General features: G+C 69.0%; 13 protein-coding genes. 8 read left to right on the forward strand and 5 right to left on the reverse strand.

What is annotated here, in order from left to right:
- The first annotated feature begins 160 nt into the window (after positions 1 to 160).
- Positions 161 to 2,407 carry a phosphoenolpyruvate--protein phosphotransferase gene (ptsP, locus tag ACE3UA_RS12780; protein ID WP_374645673.1) on the forward strand — a complete coding sequence of 749 codons (2,247 nt, stop codon included), beginning with the start codon at positions 161 to 163 and terminating at the stop codon, positions 2,405 to 2,407.
- On the opposite strand, the gene ACE3UA_RS12785 is transcribed toward ptsP, so the two are convergent.
- Both ACE3UA_RS12785 and ACE3UA_RS12790 read right to left on the reverse strand, forming a co-directional pair.
- Positions 2,408 to 3,598, reverse strand: coding sequence for a PqqD family peptide modification chaperone (locus ACE3UA_RS12785; protein ID WP_374645675.1), 1,191 nt, complete (start codon positions 3,596 to 3,598; stop codon positions 2,408 to 2,410).
- 44 nt (positions 3,599 to 3,642) lie between these two features.
- Complete coding sequence (locus tag ACE3UA_RS12790; protein WP_374645677.1) at positions 3,643 to 3,921, reverse strand: hypothetical protein; 279 nt, start codon at positions 3,919 to 3,921, stop codon at positions 3,643 to 3,645.
- A 306-nt stretch (positions 3,922 to 4,227) separates the two neighbouring features.
- Here ACE3UA_RS12790 and ACE3UA_RS12795 point away from each other — a divergent pair, with 306 nt between their 5' ends.
- Positions 4,228 to 5,313, forward strand: coding sequence for a MupA/Atu3671 family FMN-dependent luciferase-like monooxygenase (locus tag ACE3UA_RS12795; protein ID WP_374645679.1), 1,086 nt, complete (start codon positions 4,228 to 4,230; stop codon positions 5,311 to 5,313).
- Positions 5,314 to 5,327: 14 nt separating this feature from the next.
- On the opposite strand, the gene ACE3UA_RS12800 is transcribed toward ACE3UA_RS12795, so the two are convergent.
- Positions 5,328 to 6,080 (reverse strand): EcsC family protein, encoded by a 753-nt coding sequence (locus ACE3UA_RS12800; RefSeq protein ID WP_374645681.1) that lies wholly within the window; start codon positions 6,078 to 6,080, stop codon positions 5,328 to 5,330.
- A 38-nt stretch (positions 6,081 to 6,118) separates the two neighbouring features.
- On the reverse strand, positions 6,119 to 6,604 hold the full coding sequence (locus ACE3UA_RS12805) for a GNAT family N-acetyltransferase (protein WP_374645683.1): 486 nt from the start codon (positions 6,602 to 6,604) through the stop codon (positions 6,119 to 6,121).
- Positions 6,605 to 6,682: 78 nt separating this feature from the next.
- On the opposite strand from ACE3UA_RS12805, the gene ACE3UA_RS12810 reads away from it, so the two are divergent.
- Entirely contained in the window at positions 6,683 to 7,264 is a 582-nt protein-coding gene (locus ACE3UA_RS12810; RefSeq protein WP_374645685.1) for a flavin reductase family protein, read from the forward strand.
- Here the strand turns inward: ACE3UA_RS12810 and ACE3UA_RS12815 are convergent.
- Positions 7,210 to 8,190, reverse strand: a complete 981-nt coding sequence (locus tag ACE3UA_RS12815; protein WP_374645687.1) for a LysR family transcriptional regulator — start codon at positions 8,188 to 8,190, stop codon at positions 7,210 to 7,212. The genes ACE3UA_RS12810 and ACE3UA_RS12815 overlap by 55 nt on opposite strands.
- A gap of 146 nt (positions 8,191 to 8,336) precedes the next feature.
- Between ACE3UA_RS12815 and chvE the strand changes: the two genes are divergently transcribed.
- From chvE to araD, 5 genes are all read left to right on the forward strand, one after another.
- Complete coding sequence (gene chvE, locus ACE3UA_RS12820; RefSeq protein ID WP_374645689.1) at positions 8,337 to 9,404, forward strand: multiple monosaccharide ABC transporter substrate-binding protein; 1,068 nt, start codon at positions 8,337 to 8,339, stop codon at positions 9,402 to 9,404.
- Between the two features lie 76 nt (positions 9,405 to 9,480).
- Positions 9,481 to 11,010, forward strand: a complete 1,530-nt coding sequence (gene mmsA / locus ACE3UA_RS12825) for a multiple monosaccharide ABC transporter ATP-binding protein (RefSeq protein ID WP_374645691.1) — start codon at positions 9,481 to 9,483, stop codon at positions 11,008 to 11,010.
- A complete protein-coding gene (gene mmsB / locus ACE3UA_RS12830; RefSeq protein WP_374645693.1) occupies positions 11,010 to 12,239 on the forward strand; it encodes a multiple monosaccharide ABC transporter permease in 1,230 nt (409 codons plus the stop codon). The genes mmsA and mmsB overlap by 1 nt, the downstream gene beginning before the upstream one ends.
- A gap of 8 nt (positions 12,240 to 12,247) precedes the next feature.
- On the forward strand, positions 12,248 to 13,240 hold the full coding sequence (araD1, locus tag ACE3UA_RS12835) for an AraD1 family protein (protein WP_374645695.1): 993 nt from the start codon (positions 12,248 to 12,250) through the stop codon (positions 13,238 to 13,240).
- Between the two features lies 1 nt (position 13,241).
- A complete protein-coding gene (gene araD, locus ACE3UA_RS12840; RefSeq protein ID WP_374645697.1) occupies positions 13,242 to 14,984 on the forward strand; it encodes an L-arabinonate dehydratase in 1,743 nt (580 codons plus the stop codon).
- Positions 14,985 to 14,999: the final 15 nt, after the last annotated feature.

Consider the following 14,999-nt stretch of genomic DNA (forward strand, 5'->3'; position numbering starts at 1 on the left):
CCCTGCGGGATTACGCGGCCGGGCTGGGCCGGTTCCCGCCGCAGGTCAGCCATGCTGACGCTTTCCGCCGCGATGTCGCGGGTCCCGATCCGCGCAACAGCCCCGTTTCCACGCGGCCGATCCTGTGATCTAAGGGAAAAAACAACCGCAGGGACCTCCGATGCCGGAACGCAGTGAAAGCGACAGCCGCAAGCTTCTGCGCCGCCTGCGCGACATGCTGTCCGTGCCGGGCAAGGGTCAGGACCGTCTGGACCGGATCACCCATCTGATCGCCGACAGCATGAAGACCGAGGTCTGCTCGATCTATCTGTTCCGCGACCCCGAGACGCTGGAGCTTTGCGCCACCCAGGGGCTGCGCAAGGAATCGGTGCACAAGACCCGGATGAAGCTGGGCGAGGGGCTGGTCGGCCGGGTGGCGCGGACCGGGCAGCCGGTGAACACCGCCGATGCGCCCGGCGAGAAGGGCTTCCGCTACATGCCCGAGACCGGCGAGGAGATCTATTCCAGCTTCCTCGGCGTGCCGATCCAGCGCGTCGGCGAAAAGCTGGGCGTGCTGGTGGTGCAGTCCAAGATCGCGCGCCAGTTCTCGGAAGACGACATCTATGCGCTGGACGTCGTGGCCATGGTGCTGGCCGAGATGAACGAGCTGGGCGCCTTTGTCGGCGACGACGGCGCGATGCGGGCGCCGCACAAGCAGCCCGAGGTGTTCCGCGGCTCCTCGGGCCAGGAGGGCGCGGCCGAGGGCCGGGTCTGGCTGCACGAGCCGCGGGTCGTGATCACCAACCCGGTGGCCGACGACCCGCTGACCGAGATCGAGCGCATCCGCCATGCGGTCGGAGAGCTTCGGGTCTCGATCGACGACCTGCTGGCCGCCGAGCAGCTGGACAAGGAGCAGAAGCAGGTCCTCGACGCCTACCGCATGTTCGCCCATTCGCGCGGCTGGCTGCGCCGGATGGAGGAGGACATCATGCGCGGCCTCTCGGCCGAGGCGGCAGTGGAGAAGGAACAATCCGCCGCCCGCGCCCGGATGGAGCAGGTGCCGGACCAGTATCTGCGCGAACGGCTGCAGGACCTGGACGACCTGTCGAACCGCCTTCTGCGGATCCTGACCGGCCAGGGCCAGGACACCGGGGCCGAGATGCCGGACAATCCGGTCCTCGTCGCGCGCAACATCGGCCCGGCCGAACTTCTGGACTATGGCCGCAAGCTGAAGGGCGTGGTGCTGGACGAGGGCAGCGTCGGCAGCCATGCCGCGGTGGTGGCGCGCGCGCTGGCGATCCCGCTGGTGATCAACGCCGGCCGCGTGGTGGCCGAGGCGCTGAACGGCGACCATATCCTTGTCGACGGCGACCAGGGCATCGTGCATCTGCGCCCCGAGGAAACCGTCGCCCGCGCCTTTCGCGACAAGATCGCGATGCAGGCCGAGGCGCAGAAACGCTATGCAAGCTTGCGCGGCCTGCCCGCGACCACGCTTTGCGGCACGACGATCGCGCTGCACATGAACGCCGGGCTGATGGCCGACCTGCCCAGCCTTGAAAGCTCGGGCGCCGAGGGGGTGGGCCTCTTCCGCACCGAGCTGCAGTTCCTGATCCGCTCGAAGATGCCGCAGCGGGCCGAACTGGCCCGGCTCTACGCCCGGGTGATGGATGCGGCCCATGGCAAGCGGGTGGCCTTCCGCACGCTCGACATCGGCTCGGACAAGGTCCTGCCCTACATCAAGGCGCCCGAAGAGCCCAATCCCGCGATGGGCTGGCGCGCGCTGCGGGTGGGGCTCGACAAGGCCGGCGTGCTGCGGATGCAGGTCCAGGCGCTGATCCGGGCGGCGGCGGGGCGGCCCTTGACGGTGATGTTCCCGCTGGTGACCGAGCTGACCGAGTTCCAGGCCGCCCGCGCCCATGTGATGCGCGAGATCCATCGCGAGAAGTCGCTGGGCCACCCGGTCCCGGACCGGATCGAGATCGGCGCGATGCTGGAGACCCCCTCGCTGGTCTACGCGCCGAAGTCTTTTTTCGAGCTGACCGATTTCATCAGCGTCGGCGGCAACGACCTGAAGCAGTTCTTCTTCGCCGCCGACCGCGAGAACGAGCTGGTGCGCCGCCGCTACGACACGCTGAACCTGTCGTTCCTGACCTTCCTCGAACAGATCGTCGCCCGCTGCGCCGAGACGGGAACCGCCCTCTCCTTCTGCGGCGAGGATGCCGGCCGCCCGGTCGAGGCGCTGGCCCTGGTCGCGATCGGCTTCCGCACGCTCTCGATGCGCCCGGCCTCGGTCGGGCCGGTCAAGGCGCTGTTGCGCCGGGTGAACCTGGACGGTGCGCGGGCGGTGATCGAACGCGCCCGCATCGAGGGGGCGGAAAGCGTGCGGCCGGCGCTGATGGACTGGCTCGCCACGCAGGGGCCGCTCTGATCAGGCCAAAAGGCCCTGCCCCGCAAGCCCCTCCAGCAGCCGCCCGAGGTCGGCCCTGAGCGTGGCGGGATCGGTGTCGGGAAAGGCCTCGGCCAGCAGGGCCGCGATCTCCTCCGGGCTGGCGGGCTCGGCCAGCATCTCCCAGATCGCGGCGGCAAGCGGGTCCATCCGGTGGATCGCCCGCCCTTCGGCATCGGCCAGGTAAAGCGTCGCGCCGATCTCGCGCGCGATGGTTCCGGGCCGCTGGACCAGACGCGGGCCGGGCGCGGCGGGCGGGGCATCGAAACGGGCCAGCCGGAAGATGCGCGGCGGCCCCCCTGCCCCCGGCACGGGCCCCGACCAGCGGGCGAAGGCATCGGCCAGGCAGGCAACCGCATCCTCCAGCCCCGAATAGCGCAGCCGGAACAGCGACAGGCCGCCCAGCGCCCTGGCCATCTCGGCAAGGATATCGCCGGAATGGCGGTCGCGGGTGAAGTTCTGGTGCAAGAGCGCATCCATCGCCGCATCCGCCGGCACCGGATCAAGCCGCGCCGTCCCCGGCTCCTCCTGCCGGTCGAGGATCACGAAGGCACCGACCGGCAGCGCCTCGCCCCGCGCGGGCTGGCCGGGCAGGCGCAGGTATTTGTACTGCCGGTTCTCCGGCCCCGGATTGGCCGCCACCCAGTCGCGGAAATCCGGGCTGGCGCGCTCGGGCAAGGGCAGGCGCAGGCGCGGCGCGATGCCCATGGACCGGGCCAGGACCGGGCCGCCGTCGGGAAAGGAGAGCGGCAGCACATCGTCACTGAAGACAGGGTATCCCCGATGCGCCAGCGCGGCGGAAAGCGTGCTTTTCCCCGCCCGCCGCACATTGGGAAACACCACCAGCCGCCCGGCCATCGCCACCCCGGCGGCATGAAGGCAGATCACGCCCGCATCCTCGGCCGGCAGCGCCAGCGCCAGCCCCGCCATCGCGTCGCAGGCGGCGTTCAACGCATCCATCGGCCGGGGCGGCGCGGGCTCGAGGTGGTTTTCGGTGTGAAAGAGCGCCGTTCCCGGCTGCGCGCGGATGGTGAAGAACGGCGGCACCTCGGGATCGGCCGCGCGGACGACATGCGGCCAGCCGGGGGCCACCTCGGGCAGAAGGCTCCGTACCTGCCCGGCCTGCTTCAGCCGCAGCGGCGCGGCGAGTCCGTCGAAGAAGATGTCCTGCATCTGCCCGGGTCCCCGGCGCGATCGCCCGCGCCGGGGAAATCACATCAGGGCGTCACTTCGCCGCCGCAGCCCTCGTCGGTCGGTCCCGAGCAGGTGCTGGGCGAGGTCGGGCCCGTCGGCGCGGTCGGCGCGGTCGGGGCGGTCGGCGCCGTCGGGCTGCTCTTGGGGCTTGGGCCGCTCTTGGGGCTGGGGCCGCTGGAGCCGGAGCCCGCATGGGCGACGCTCAGGGTGGTCAGCGCCGGGGCGGCATAGGCTGCGATGGCCAAGGCGCCAAGACGGGCCAGCGCCCGGCGGCGCGAGGTGGTCTGTCCGTGATCACTCATCTTTACGATCCTCTTGTACTCTATTGCGGGCCCCAGCCGGGCGAACCGCGCCGGCCTCAGGGTCCGGCAAGACTGCGGAAACAATATGGCGGGGGCCAGTCGCCAAAGGTTTAAAATCGCTGCATAAACCGAAGGTATAGGCTCCCCGGCGCAGGCTTGGCCAGAGCTTCGCCGACCCGATCCACCCCCGGACGCGAAACAGTCTGTCCGCAAGGCGCGATGGCAAGGTTTGATTCAGGTCAAACCCCGCCTTCCGGAACCCGCTTAATCTTTCGCGATATCCGGTGGTCCAAGTCAGGTGCGGTCATGGAATTCGGCCTGTTCTTCTTTGCCAACGACACGTCGGAAGCCGGGCAATCGGGGAAATACGACCTGATCTTCGACGCCGCCCGCTGGGCGGATGCGAACGGCATGGCCCGGCTCTGGATCCCCGAGCGGCACTTCCACAGTTTCGGCGGCCTCTCGCCCAACCCTTCGGTGCTTGCCGCCGCGCTGGCGGGAGTCACCCGCCGGATCCAGATCTGCGCCGGCAGCGTCGTCCTGCCGTTGCACGATCCGATTCGCGTCGCCGAGGAATGGTCCATCGTCGACAATGTCTCGGGCGGGCGCGTCGGCCTAGGCATCGCCAGCGGCTGGGTGCCGAACGATTTCGTCATCTCCGGCCATCAGGACGACTTCGACAACCGCAAGCAGGTGTTCCGCGACAAGACCGAGATCCTGCGCCGGCTCTGGCGGGGCGAGCCGCACAAGGTCTGCAATCCCCTGGGCGAGGAGGTCGACCTGCGCATCATGCCGCGCCCGGTGCAGCCCGACCTGCCGATCTGGATCACCGCCGCCGCCAACCCGGAAACCTTCCGCGAGGCCGGGACCATCGGCGCGCATGTGCTGACCCATCTCCTCGGCCAGACGGTCGAGGATCTGGCCACCAAGATCGTCCAGTATCGCGAGGCCTGGGACGCGGCCGGGCACGCTGGGCGCGGAACCGTCACGCTGATGCTGCACACCCTGGTCGGGGACGACGACGACGAGGTGCACGACCTGGCCCGCGCGCCGATGATGACCTATCTCGGCGCGTCCTTCGACCTTGCCTCCCGGCACCTGGCCTCGGTCCCCTTCCTCAAGGACCCCGGCCGGATCGACGTGAGCCAGCTCACCCCCGAACTGGCCGAAGCCGCGCTGGAGGCCTCGTTCGAGAAATATTTCTACATGGGCAGCCTGCTTGGGTCCTATGACAAGTGCCTCGCGACCGTGGACCGGCTGGCGCAGCTGGACGTGGACGAGGTCGCCTGCCTGGTCGATTTCGGCCTTGCGCCGCAGATCGTGCTGAAGGGGCTGGAAAACCTGAACGTGCTGCGCAAGCTGGCCAACCCCGAGCCCCTGCGCGCCGCCTGAGCGGTCCCGCAGCCTCAGGCGCGGACAATGCGCGGCGGCTCGACCGCGGCCGCGAAGGCCTGCAGGACCGGCTCCGCCCCATGCTGCGCGGCCAGCCGCAAGAGGGCAAAGCGGATGCGGGCAATCTCGCGGTAATAGTTCAGGAAGGCCAGGTTCAGCGCCGCGCCCGAGACCGCGCCGAGGACCGGCACCGCCTGTGCGACCAGCTTCGGGCCCAGCGCGGCGGCAAGCCGGGGCGCGACGGCGGCGATCAGGCCCTGCACCGCCTGGCCGGTCACCGAAAGCCGTGCCGTCAGGAAGCTGGTATTGACCCCGTCGTCGCTGGCAAGCGGTGTCCCGGCGCCGAAGACGCGCAGGCATTCCTCGCGGACGGCCGGGTCGTCGGGGTCCAGTCCCGCCGCCCGCGCCTCGGCCCGGATCGCGTTCAGCAGGAGTGTAACCGTCACCGGCAGTTCGGCCAGCGCCGTGGCGATGCCGCCCGCGCCCCCCGCCGCGCCCGAGGCGACGACCGCGACCATCGGCCCGCGTTCCCCCAGTTCGGGCGCGCGCGCGGCGATTCCGTAGGCCGCCTCCAGCGCCTGGGCCGTGGCGCGTTCGACCTGGCCCCGGAACCGGGCAGGCACGAGGTCAAGCTGGCGCTCCAGCCGGCCCCCAAGCCCGTTCACCAGCCGCATCACCGGCCCGTTCGCGCGCTTGTAGCGGCGGGCAAGCTCGGCGATCTCGGGGGCGGGATCGGCGGTCACGACAGCGGGAAGGGTCTGGTCCATCAGGGGGATATGGGGGCCCCTGCCCCGCCTGCAAGGCTTCAGGTCGCTTTTGCCACCTGGCCGGCTACCCCCTCCCAGGCCCCGTCCTTCAGCGCAAGGCCAAGGACCCGGTCGGGGTTCGTCGGCGGCGGCATCTCGACACCCTCCAGCTTGCGGAAACCGAAGCGGGCGTAATAGGGCGCGTCGCCGACCAGCATCACCCGCTCCCAGCCCAGGCGGCGCGCCTCGGCCAGGCTTTCGGTGATCAGAAGCGCCCCCAGCCCCTCGCCCTGGTGGGTGGGATGGACGGCGACGGGGCCAAGGAGAAGCACGTCATGCTCGCCGATCAGCGCGGGCCAGTAGCGGATCACCGCAACCAGCGCATTGTCGTCGTCGCGCAGCGTCAGGCACAGCGGCGCGACCGTGGGCACCCCGTCGCGCAGCCGGTAGGACGACAGCGCAGTGCGGCCGGGGGCGAAGCAGAGGTCGTAAAGCGCCTCGACCTCCCACCAGTCGTCCTCGGTCTCTTCCTCAAGCCGGTACACGCGTGCGGCCCCCCGAATCTGCTTGCTGCGGGCCGTAACATGGTCACAAGTCAGGATCAAATCGCGAAAGGCCCGCCCATGTTCTACCGCCCCGCCGACGGCCACGGACTGCCGCACAGCCCGTTCTCGGCCATCGTCTCGCCCCGGCCGATCGCCTGGATTTCCACCCGTGCCTCGCAGGGCGACAACCTTGCGCCCTATTCCTTCTTCAACGCCGTGGGCTACAATCCGCCGAAGGTGATGTTCTCGGGCGATCCGCGCGACACGGTGGCCAATGCGCGGGAAAGCGGGGTCTTCGCGGTCAACATCGTCGAGGCGGCGGCGCTGGAGGCGATGAACGCGACCTCGGCCCGGTTTCCGCGCGGGACCGACGAATTCGCGGCCGTCGGCGTGCCCAGGGCGGAATGTCTTCAGATCGACTGCCCCAGGGTGGACGGCGCCCCCGCCACGCTGGAATGCCGGGTGATCCGGATCCTCGACCTGCCGGGCGACGACCATATGGTCATCGGCGAGGTGGTGGGCATCCATCTGCGCGACGACTGCCTGGTGGACGGCAGGTTCGACGTGACGCGCTACCAGCCCGCCGCGCGGCTGGGCTATCACGACTATACCTTCGTGCGCGAGGTCGTGGAATTGCGCCGCCCGAAAGAGCCGCGCTGAGCCGCCTCGGGAAAGCCCAGCGCGACGATCCCCAGCACCGTCTCGGCCGCCGCCGTCAACCGCGCGCCCTTGCGGGTCAACAGGCTGTAGGGGCTGACCGTGATCCCGAGGTCATGGCGGACCTGCACCAGCGGCGCGTCCGGGCCTTGCGCGAAATGGTCGGCCACGGCCTGCGACAGCGGGGCCACCACGTTCGACTGCCGCAGAAGCGCCAGTGTCAAGAGGAAGGACGGGGTCGAGAGGCGCTGGCTGGGCCGGGGCAGGCCCAGCGCGGCCAGCCGGGCCAGGACGGCGCGGGTCAGCGGGCTGTCCTCGCCCGGCAGCACCCAGTCCCAGTCCATCAGGTCGCGCGGATCCTCCGGCGGATGCTCCGCCAGGTGGTGACCCTTGCGCACGACCAGCGCCACCGGCTCGGACGCGATCTCGGTGCCGTCGAACTGGCCGGGGTCGACGCCCTCGGGAACCCGGCCGATCACGAAATCCAGCCGCCCCGCCGCCAGCTGGCCGCACAGGATGTCCGAGGCCGCGACCACCACCTCGGCCTCGATCCGCGGATGCGACAGCCGCGCGCTGCGCAATGCCGGCAGCACCATGTCCAGCGCCGGGGCGGTGACCGCGCCGATCCGCGCCCGCCCGACGCCCCCGGCCGCGATCTCGGCCACCTCGCGGCCGGCTTCGGCCAGTTCCTGCAGCACGCGGACGGCGCGTTCGGCCAGGGTGCGCCCGGCCTCGGTCAGCACCACGCCGCGCCCGGCCCTTGCACGGACCGGCAGGCCCAGGATCGCCTCGACCTCGGACAGCAGGCGCGAGGCGGCGGGCTGCGCGATCCCCAGCCGCTCCGCCGCGCGGCCGATCTGCCCGGTCTCGGCAAAGGCCGCCATCATCTGCAGGTGACTCAGCTTCATGCCGCGGGCCAGAAGGCTCATCATATCAATCCTGATATGGTTTCATCGTGAAACATGATTTGACGGATATGCCGCCCGCTTGTCAAACAGCCTGCAGGCCTGCTGCCGCAAGGGCGGACAGGCGATCCGGGCGGCTACAACGGCGCCCGCCACCAAGGGAGGAAACCATGCAACTTTCCAGACGGGCGCTTCTGGCGCTTGCTTCGGCCCTGCCGCTGGCCTCGCTGCCGGCCTTCGGGCAGGACAAGGGCACCGTGGGCATCGCCATGCCGACCAAATCCTCGTCGCGCTGGATCTCGGACGGCAATTCCATGGTCGAGCAGTTCACCGCGGCGGGCTACGGCACCGACCTGCAATATGCCGAGGACGACATCCCGACCCAGCTGGCCCAGGTCGAGAACATGATCACCAAGGGCGTGAACGTGCTGGTCATCGCCGCCATCGACGGCACCACGCTGTCGAACGCGCTGGAGAACGCGGCGGCGGCGGGGATCAAGGTCATCGCCTATGACCGGCTGATCCGCGACTCTGGCGCGGTGGACTATTACGCCACCTTCGACAACTTCAAGGTCGGCGTGCAGCAGGCCGAAAGCCTGGTCGCGGGGCTGAAGGAACGCTTCCCGGACACGAAGCCCTGGAACGTGGAACTGTTCGGCGGCAGCCCGGACGACAACAACGCCTTCTTCTTCTACAACGGCGCCATGTCCGTCCTGCAGCCGATGATCGACGCGGGCGAGATCGCGATCCCCTCGGGGCAGATGGGCATGGACGTGGTCGGCACGCTGCGCTGGGACGGCGCGGTGGCGCAGGCGCGGATGGACAACCTGCTGTCCGCCAACTATGGCGACAAGCAGCTGCACGGGGCGCTTTCGCCCTATGACGGCCTCTCCATCGGCATCCTGTCCTCGCTCAAGGGCGTGGGCTATGGCTCGGGCGACCTGAAGATGCCGATCGTCACCGGCCAGGACGCCGAGGTCCCCTCGGTCAAGTCGATGCTGGCGGGCGAGCAGTATTCGACCGTGTTCAAGGACACCCGCGCGCTGGCCGGGGTCACGGTCAAGATGGTGGACGCGATCCTGCAAGGTGGCGAGCCCGAGATCAACGACACCACCACCTATGACAACGGCGTCAAGGTCGTGCCCTCCTACCTCCTGGAGCCGATCTCGCTGGGCGTGGCCGACATCGACAAGGTTCTGGTCGAGTCGGGCTACTATACCGCCGATCAGCTGAAGTAGGCCGATCGGGTCATGCCCGCCGGCGCCGGATGCTCCCTCCGGGGTCCGGCGGGCATGATCCCGAAGGGAGGATGCGATGCCGGTGCTTCTGGAAATGCGCGAGATCAGCAAGGTCTTTCCCGGCGTGCGCGCGCTGGACCGCGTGAACCTGACCGTCGAACAGGGCGAGATCCACGCGATCTGCGGCGAGAACGGCGCCGGCAAGTCCACGCTGATGAAGGTCCTCTCGGGCGTCTATCCGCATGGCTCCTATGACGGCGAGATCCTCTACGACGGCGAGGCGCTGCATCTGCGCGGCATCCGCGACAGCGAGGCGCGGGGGATCATCATCATCCACCAGGAACTGGCGCTGGTCCCGCTCCTGTCCATCGCCGAGAACCTCTTTCTCGGCAACGAGGTCGCCCGGGCCCAGGTGATCGACTGGCGCCAGACCTTCCGGCGGACCGAGGCGCTGCTGGCCAAGGTCGGCCTGAAGGACGCGCCGACCACCAAGGTCGAGAAGCTGGGCGTCGGCAAGCAGCAGCTGATCGAGATCGCCAAGGCCCTGGCCAAGGACGTGCGCCTTCTGATCCTGGACGAGCCGACCGCGGCCTTGCAGGAGAACGACAGCCAGAAGCTTCTGGACCTGATGCTGGAACTGAAGGCGCAGGGCGTGACCCAGATCATCATCAGCCACAAGCTGAACGAGATTTCCCGCGTCGCCGACCGGATCACCGTGATCCGCGACGGCGCCACCGTCTCGACCCTGAGCCGGGGCGAGATCAGCGAGGACCGGATCATCCGCGACATGGTCGGCCGCGACATGGCGCACCGCTATCCCGAGCGAATCCCCAGGATCGGCGAGGTGCTGATGGAGGTGCGGGACTGGACCGTCTGGCACCCCGAGCAGGCCGGACGGCAGGTGATCAAGCGGGCCGGCTTCACCGTCCGCAAGGGCGAGATCGTCGGCATCGCGGGCCTGATGGGCACCGGCCGCACCGAACTGGCGATGAGCCTTTTCGGCCGCTCCTACGGGCGCAACATCTCGGGCGAGGTCCTGATCGGCGGCAGGCCCGCCGACACCTCGACCGTCGCCCGCGCCATTGACGCCGGGCTCTCCTATGTCACCGAGGACCGCAAGGCGCTGGGCCTGGTGCTGGAGGAGCCGATCAGCCGCAACATCACGCTGGCGAACCTGGCCGGGGTGGCGATGCGCGGCATCCTCGACAAGCGGCGCGAGACGCAGGTGGCCGAGACCTACCGCAAGCAGATGTCGATCCGCACCCCCGGCGTCCACCAGAAGGCGGTGAACCTGTCAGGCGGGAACCAGCAGAAGGTGGTCCTGTCGAAATGGCTGTTCACCGACCCGCAGGTGCTGATCCTGGACGAACCCACCCGCGGCATCGACGTGGGCGCCAAGTTCGAGATCTACAACATCATGAACCAGCTCGCCGACATGGGTAAGGCCGTGGTGATGATCTCCTCCGAGATGCCCGAGCTTCTGGGCATGTGCGACCGGATCTACGTGATGAACGAGGGCCGCATCGTGGGCGAGCTGCCGCGCGAGAAGGCCAGCCAGGAGGCGATCATGGCATTGATCCTGAAAGACAGCGGAAAGGCGGCATGATGAGCGACAGCGGGATCACCACGGGGGTCGGAACGGATGTCAGGGCCCGTCTCGGCGGGCATCTGCGGGAAAACGGCATGCTCCTGGCGCTGGTCGCCATCGTGGTGCTGTTCGTCGTCCTGTGCCGGACGGTCCCGCCGCAGCCGATCGACTTCCTGTCGGCGCAGAACATCACCAACCTGTTCTTGCAGAACTCCTATGTCATCATCATGGCGCTGGGGATGCTGCTGGTGATCGTCTCGGGCCATATCGACCTGTCGGTCGGCTCGGTCGCGGCTTTCACCGGGGCGGTCGCGGCGGCGCTGACGGTCAAGGCGGGGCTGCCGGTCTGGGTGGTGATCCCCGCCACCCTCGTCGTCGGCGGGCTGATCGGCGCGGCGCAGGGCTATTGGGTCGCCTTCTGGCGCATCCCGTCCTTCATCGTGACGCTGGCCGGGATGCTGGTCTTCCGGGGCCTGACGCTCTGGCTTCTGGGCGGGCAGAACATCGGCCCCTTCCCCAGGACATTCCAGGGCATGGCGAACGGCTTTGTCCCCGACCTCTTCGGCGATCTCGACCAGGCCGCGCTGGGGCTGGAGCGGCTGAACGGCACCGCCGTGCTGGTCGTGGTCGCCGCCGCCATGGTGCTGATCTGGCTCGGCCTGCGCGCCCGGGCCCGCGACACGGAGTTCGGCATCGCGCCGGAACCCTCGGGCCTGTTCTGGGCGCGCAACATCGTCGTCTCGGCCGCGCTGGTCTTCGTCGGCTGGAAGCTGGCGCAGTTCCGCGGCCTGCCGAACGTGCTGGTGATCCTGGTGATCCTGACCGTGCTTTACGCCTTCGTGACCGGGAACACGACCGCCGGGCGGCGCATCTATGCCACCGGCGGCAACGAGAAGGCCGCGAAACTGTCCGGCATCCGCACCAGCCGGCTGGTCTTCTGGTGCTTCGTCAACATGGGCGTGCTGGCCGCGCTGGCCGGGATGATCGTCACCGCCCGTCTGAACTCCGCCACGCCGAAGGCCGGCACCGGGTTCGAGCTGGACGTCATCGCCGCCGTCTTCATCGGCGGGGCCTCGATGGCCGGGGGCTCGGGCAAGATCGTGGGCGTCGTCGTCGGCGCGCTGATCATGGGGGTGATGAACAACGGCATGTCGATCCTGGGGATCGGCATCGACTACCAGCAGGTGATCAAGGGGCTGGTGCTGCTCGCCGCCGTGATCTTCGACGTCTACAACAAGAACAAATGAGGCCGCCCATGCTGATCTCCCAGATCCTTCGTCCCGACGGCAGCCTGGCCGTGGTCGCCCGCGAGGGGTCGGAGGCCGCCCTGGTCAGGGGCGCGGCCTCGACCTATGCCCTGGCGCAAGAGGCGATCGCCAGCGGCCGGCCCCTGTCCGCCGTGATCGCCGCGCATGGCCTGGGCGAGGCGGTGGACCTTGCGCGCCTGCTGGACGAGGGGCGCGTGACCCTGCCCGTCACCCATCCCGACCCGGCGCATCTGCACCTGACCGGCACCGGCCTGACCCATCTCGGCAGCGCCTCGGCCCGCGACGCGATGCATGCCAAGCTGGAGACGGCCGAGGCCCTGACCGACTCGATGCGCATGTTCCGCATGGGGCTGGAGGGCGGCCGCCCCGCCCCCGGCCAGATCGGCGTCCAGCCGGAATGGTTCTACAAGGGCAACGGCCACAGCGCCGTCGCCCCCGGCCAGCCGCTGACCGCGCCGCCTTGCGCCGAGGACGGCGGCGAGGAACCCGAGGTCGCCGGCCTCTACCTCATCGGCCCCGGCGGCCAGCCCTTCCGCATCGGCTGGGCGCTGGCGAACGAGTTCAGCGACCATGTGATCGAGAAGGTCAATTACCTCTGGCTCGCCCATTCCAAGCTGCGCCCCGCCAGTTTCGGCCCCGAGATCCTGCTGGGCGAGTTGCCCGCCGATCTGCAGGGCACCAGCCGCATCCGGCGCGGGGGCCGCGTGATCTGGGAAAGGCCCTTCCTCTCGGGCGAGGCGAACATGTCGCACAGCTACGCCAACCTGGAGCATCACCATTTCAAATATGACATCTTCCGCCAGCCCGGCGACCTGCATGTCCACATGTTCGGCACCGCCACGCTCTCGGTCGCCGACGGGATCAGGACCGAGGCGGGGGATGTGTTCGAGATCGAGGCCGCACCCTTCGGCCTGCCGCTGAAGAACCCGCTGGCCTTCGCGCCCAAAGAAACCGGCCCCGCCCTAGTGAAAGCCCTCTGACATGACCTTCAAGCCCGCCAAATGGCCCCGCCGCCTGCGCTCGCAGGAATGGTTTGACGGCACGTCGAAGGACGCGATCTACCACCGCTCGTGGATGAAGAACCAGGGCCTGCCCCCCGACCTCTTCGACGGCCGCCCGGTGATCGGGATCCTCAACACCTTCTCGGAAACCAACCCCTGCAACGCCCATCTCAACGACCTGGCCGAGCGGGTGAAGCACGGCGTCTACGAGGCCGGCGGCTTCCCGGTGATCGTGCCGGTCTTCTCGGTCAGCGAGTCGGCCTTCCGCCCGACCGCGATGATGTTCCGCAACCTCGCCGCCATGGCGGTCGAGGAAACCATCCGCGGCCAGATGATGGACGGCGTCGTCTGCCTGGTCGGCTGCGACAAGACCACGCCCTCGCTCCTGATGGGCGCGGCGTCGGTCGACCTGCCGACGATCATGGTGTCGGGCGGGCCGATGCTGAACGGCTATTACCGGGGCGAGCGTGTCGGCTCCGGCACCCACTTGTGGAAATTCTCCGAGGCCGTGAAGGCGGGCGAGATGACCGCCGCCGAATTCGTCGAGGCCGAGGCGTCGATGAGCCGTTCGGCAGGCTCCTGCAACACGATGGGCACCGCCTCCACCATGGCCAGCATGGTCGAGGCGCTGGGGATGACCCTTTCCGGCAACGCCGCGATCCCGGCGGTGGACTCGCGCCGCCGCGTCATGGCGCAGCTGACCGGGCGGCGGATCGTGCAGATGGTGAAGGACGACCTGAAACCTTCCGACATCCTCACCCGTCAGGCCTTCCAGAACGCCATCCGCACCAACGCGGCCATCGGCGGCTCCACCAATGCGGTGATCCACCTCCTCGCCATCGCCGGCCGCTGCGGCATCGACCTGACGCTGAACGACTGGGACGACTGGGGCCGCGACGTGCCGACCGTGGTCAACCTGATGCCTTCGGGCAAATACCTGATGGAAGAATTCTTCTACGCCGGTGGCCTTCCCGCCGTGATCAAGCGGCTGGGCGAGGCGGGACTGCTGAACAAGGACGCGCTCACTGTCTCCGGCGGCGGCATCTGGGACGAGGTGAAGGACGCCCGCATCGACAATGACGACGTGATCCTGCCCGCCGAAAAGGCCCTCGCCCAGTCCGGCGGCGTCGTCGTCCTGCGCGGCAACCTCGCCCCCGACGGGGCCGTCCTGAAACCCTCCGCCGCCACCCCTGCCCTGATGCAGCACAAGGGCCGCGCCGTGGTGTTCGAGGACATCGACGACTACAAGGCCCGGATCGAGGACGAGGCGCTGGATATCGACGAGACCTGCGTCATGGTGATGAAGAACTGCGGCCCCCGCGGCTATCCCGGCATGGCCGAGGTCGGCAACATGGGCCTGCCGCCCAAGGTGCTGCGCAAGGGCATCACCGACATGGTCCGCATCAGTGACGCGCGCATGTCCGGCACCGCCTATGGCACCGTGGTCCTGCACACCTCGCCCGAAGCCGCACGGGGTGGCCCGCTGGCGGTGGTTCGCACCGGCGACATGATCGAACTCGACGTCGCCAACCGCCGCCTGCATCTCGACATTTCCGACGAGGAATTGAAAGCCCGCCTCGCCGCCTGGAAACCCGCGGTCGAGCCGCCCTCGAGCGGCTATGCCAAGCTTTACCACGACCACGTCCAGGGCGCGGACAAGGGCGCCGACATGGACTTCCTCGTCGGCTGTCGCGGCCATGCGGTCGCGCGGGAGAGCCATTGATGCCCCGCCCGACCC

The organism is Tabrizicola sp. (genome assembly GCF_041919135.1).
GTDB lineage: Bacteria > Pseudomonadota > Alphaproteobacteria > Rhodobacterales > Rhodobacteraceae > Tabrizicola.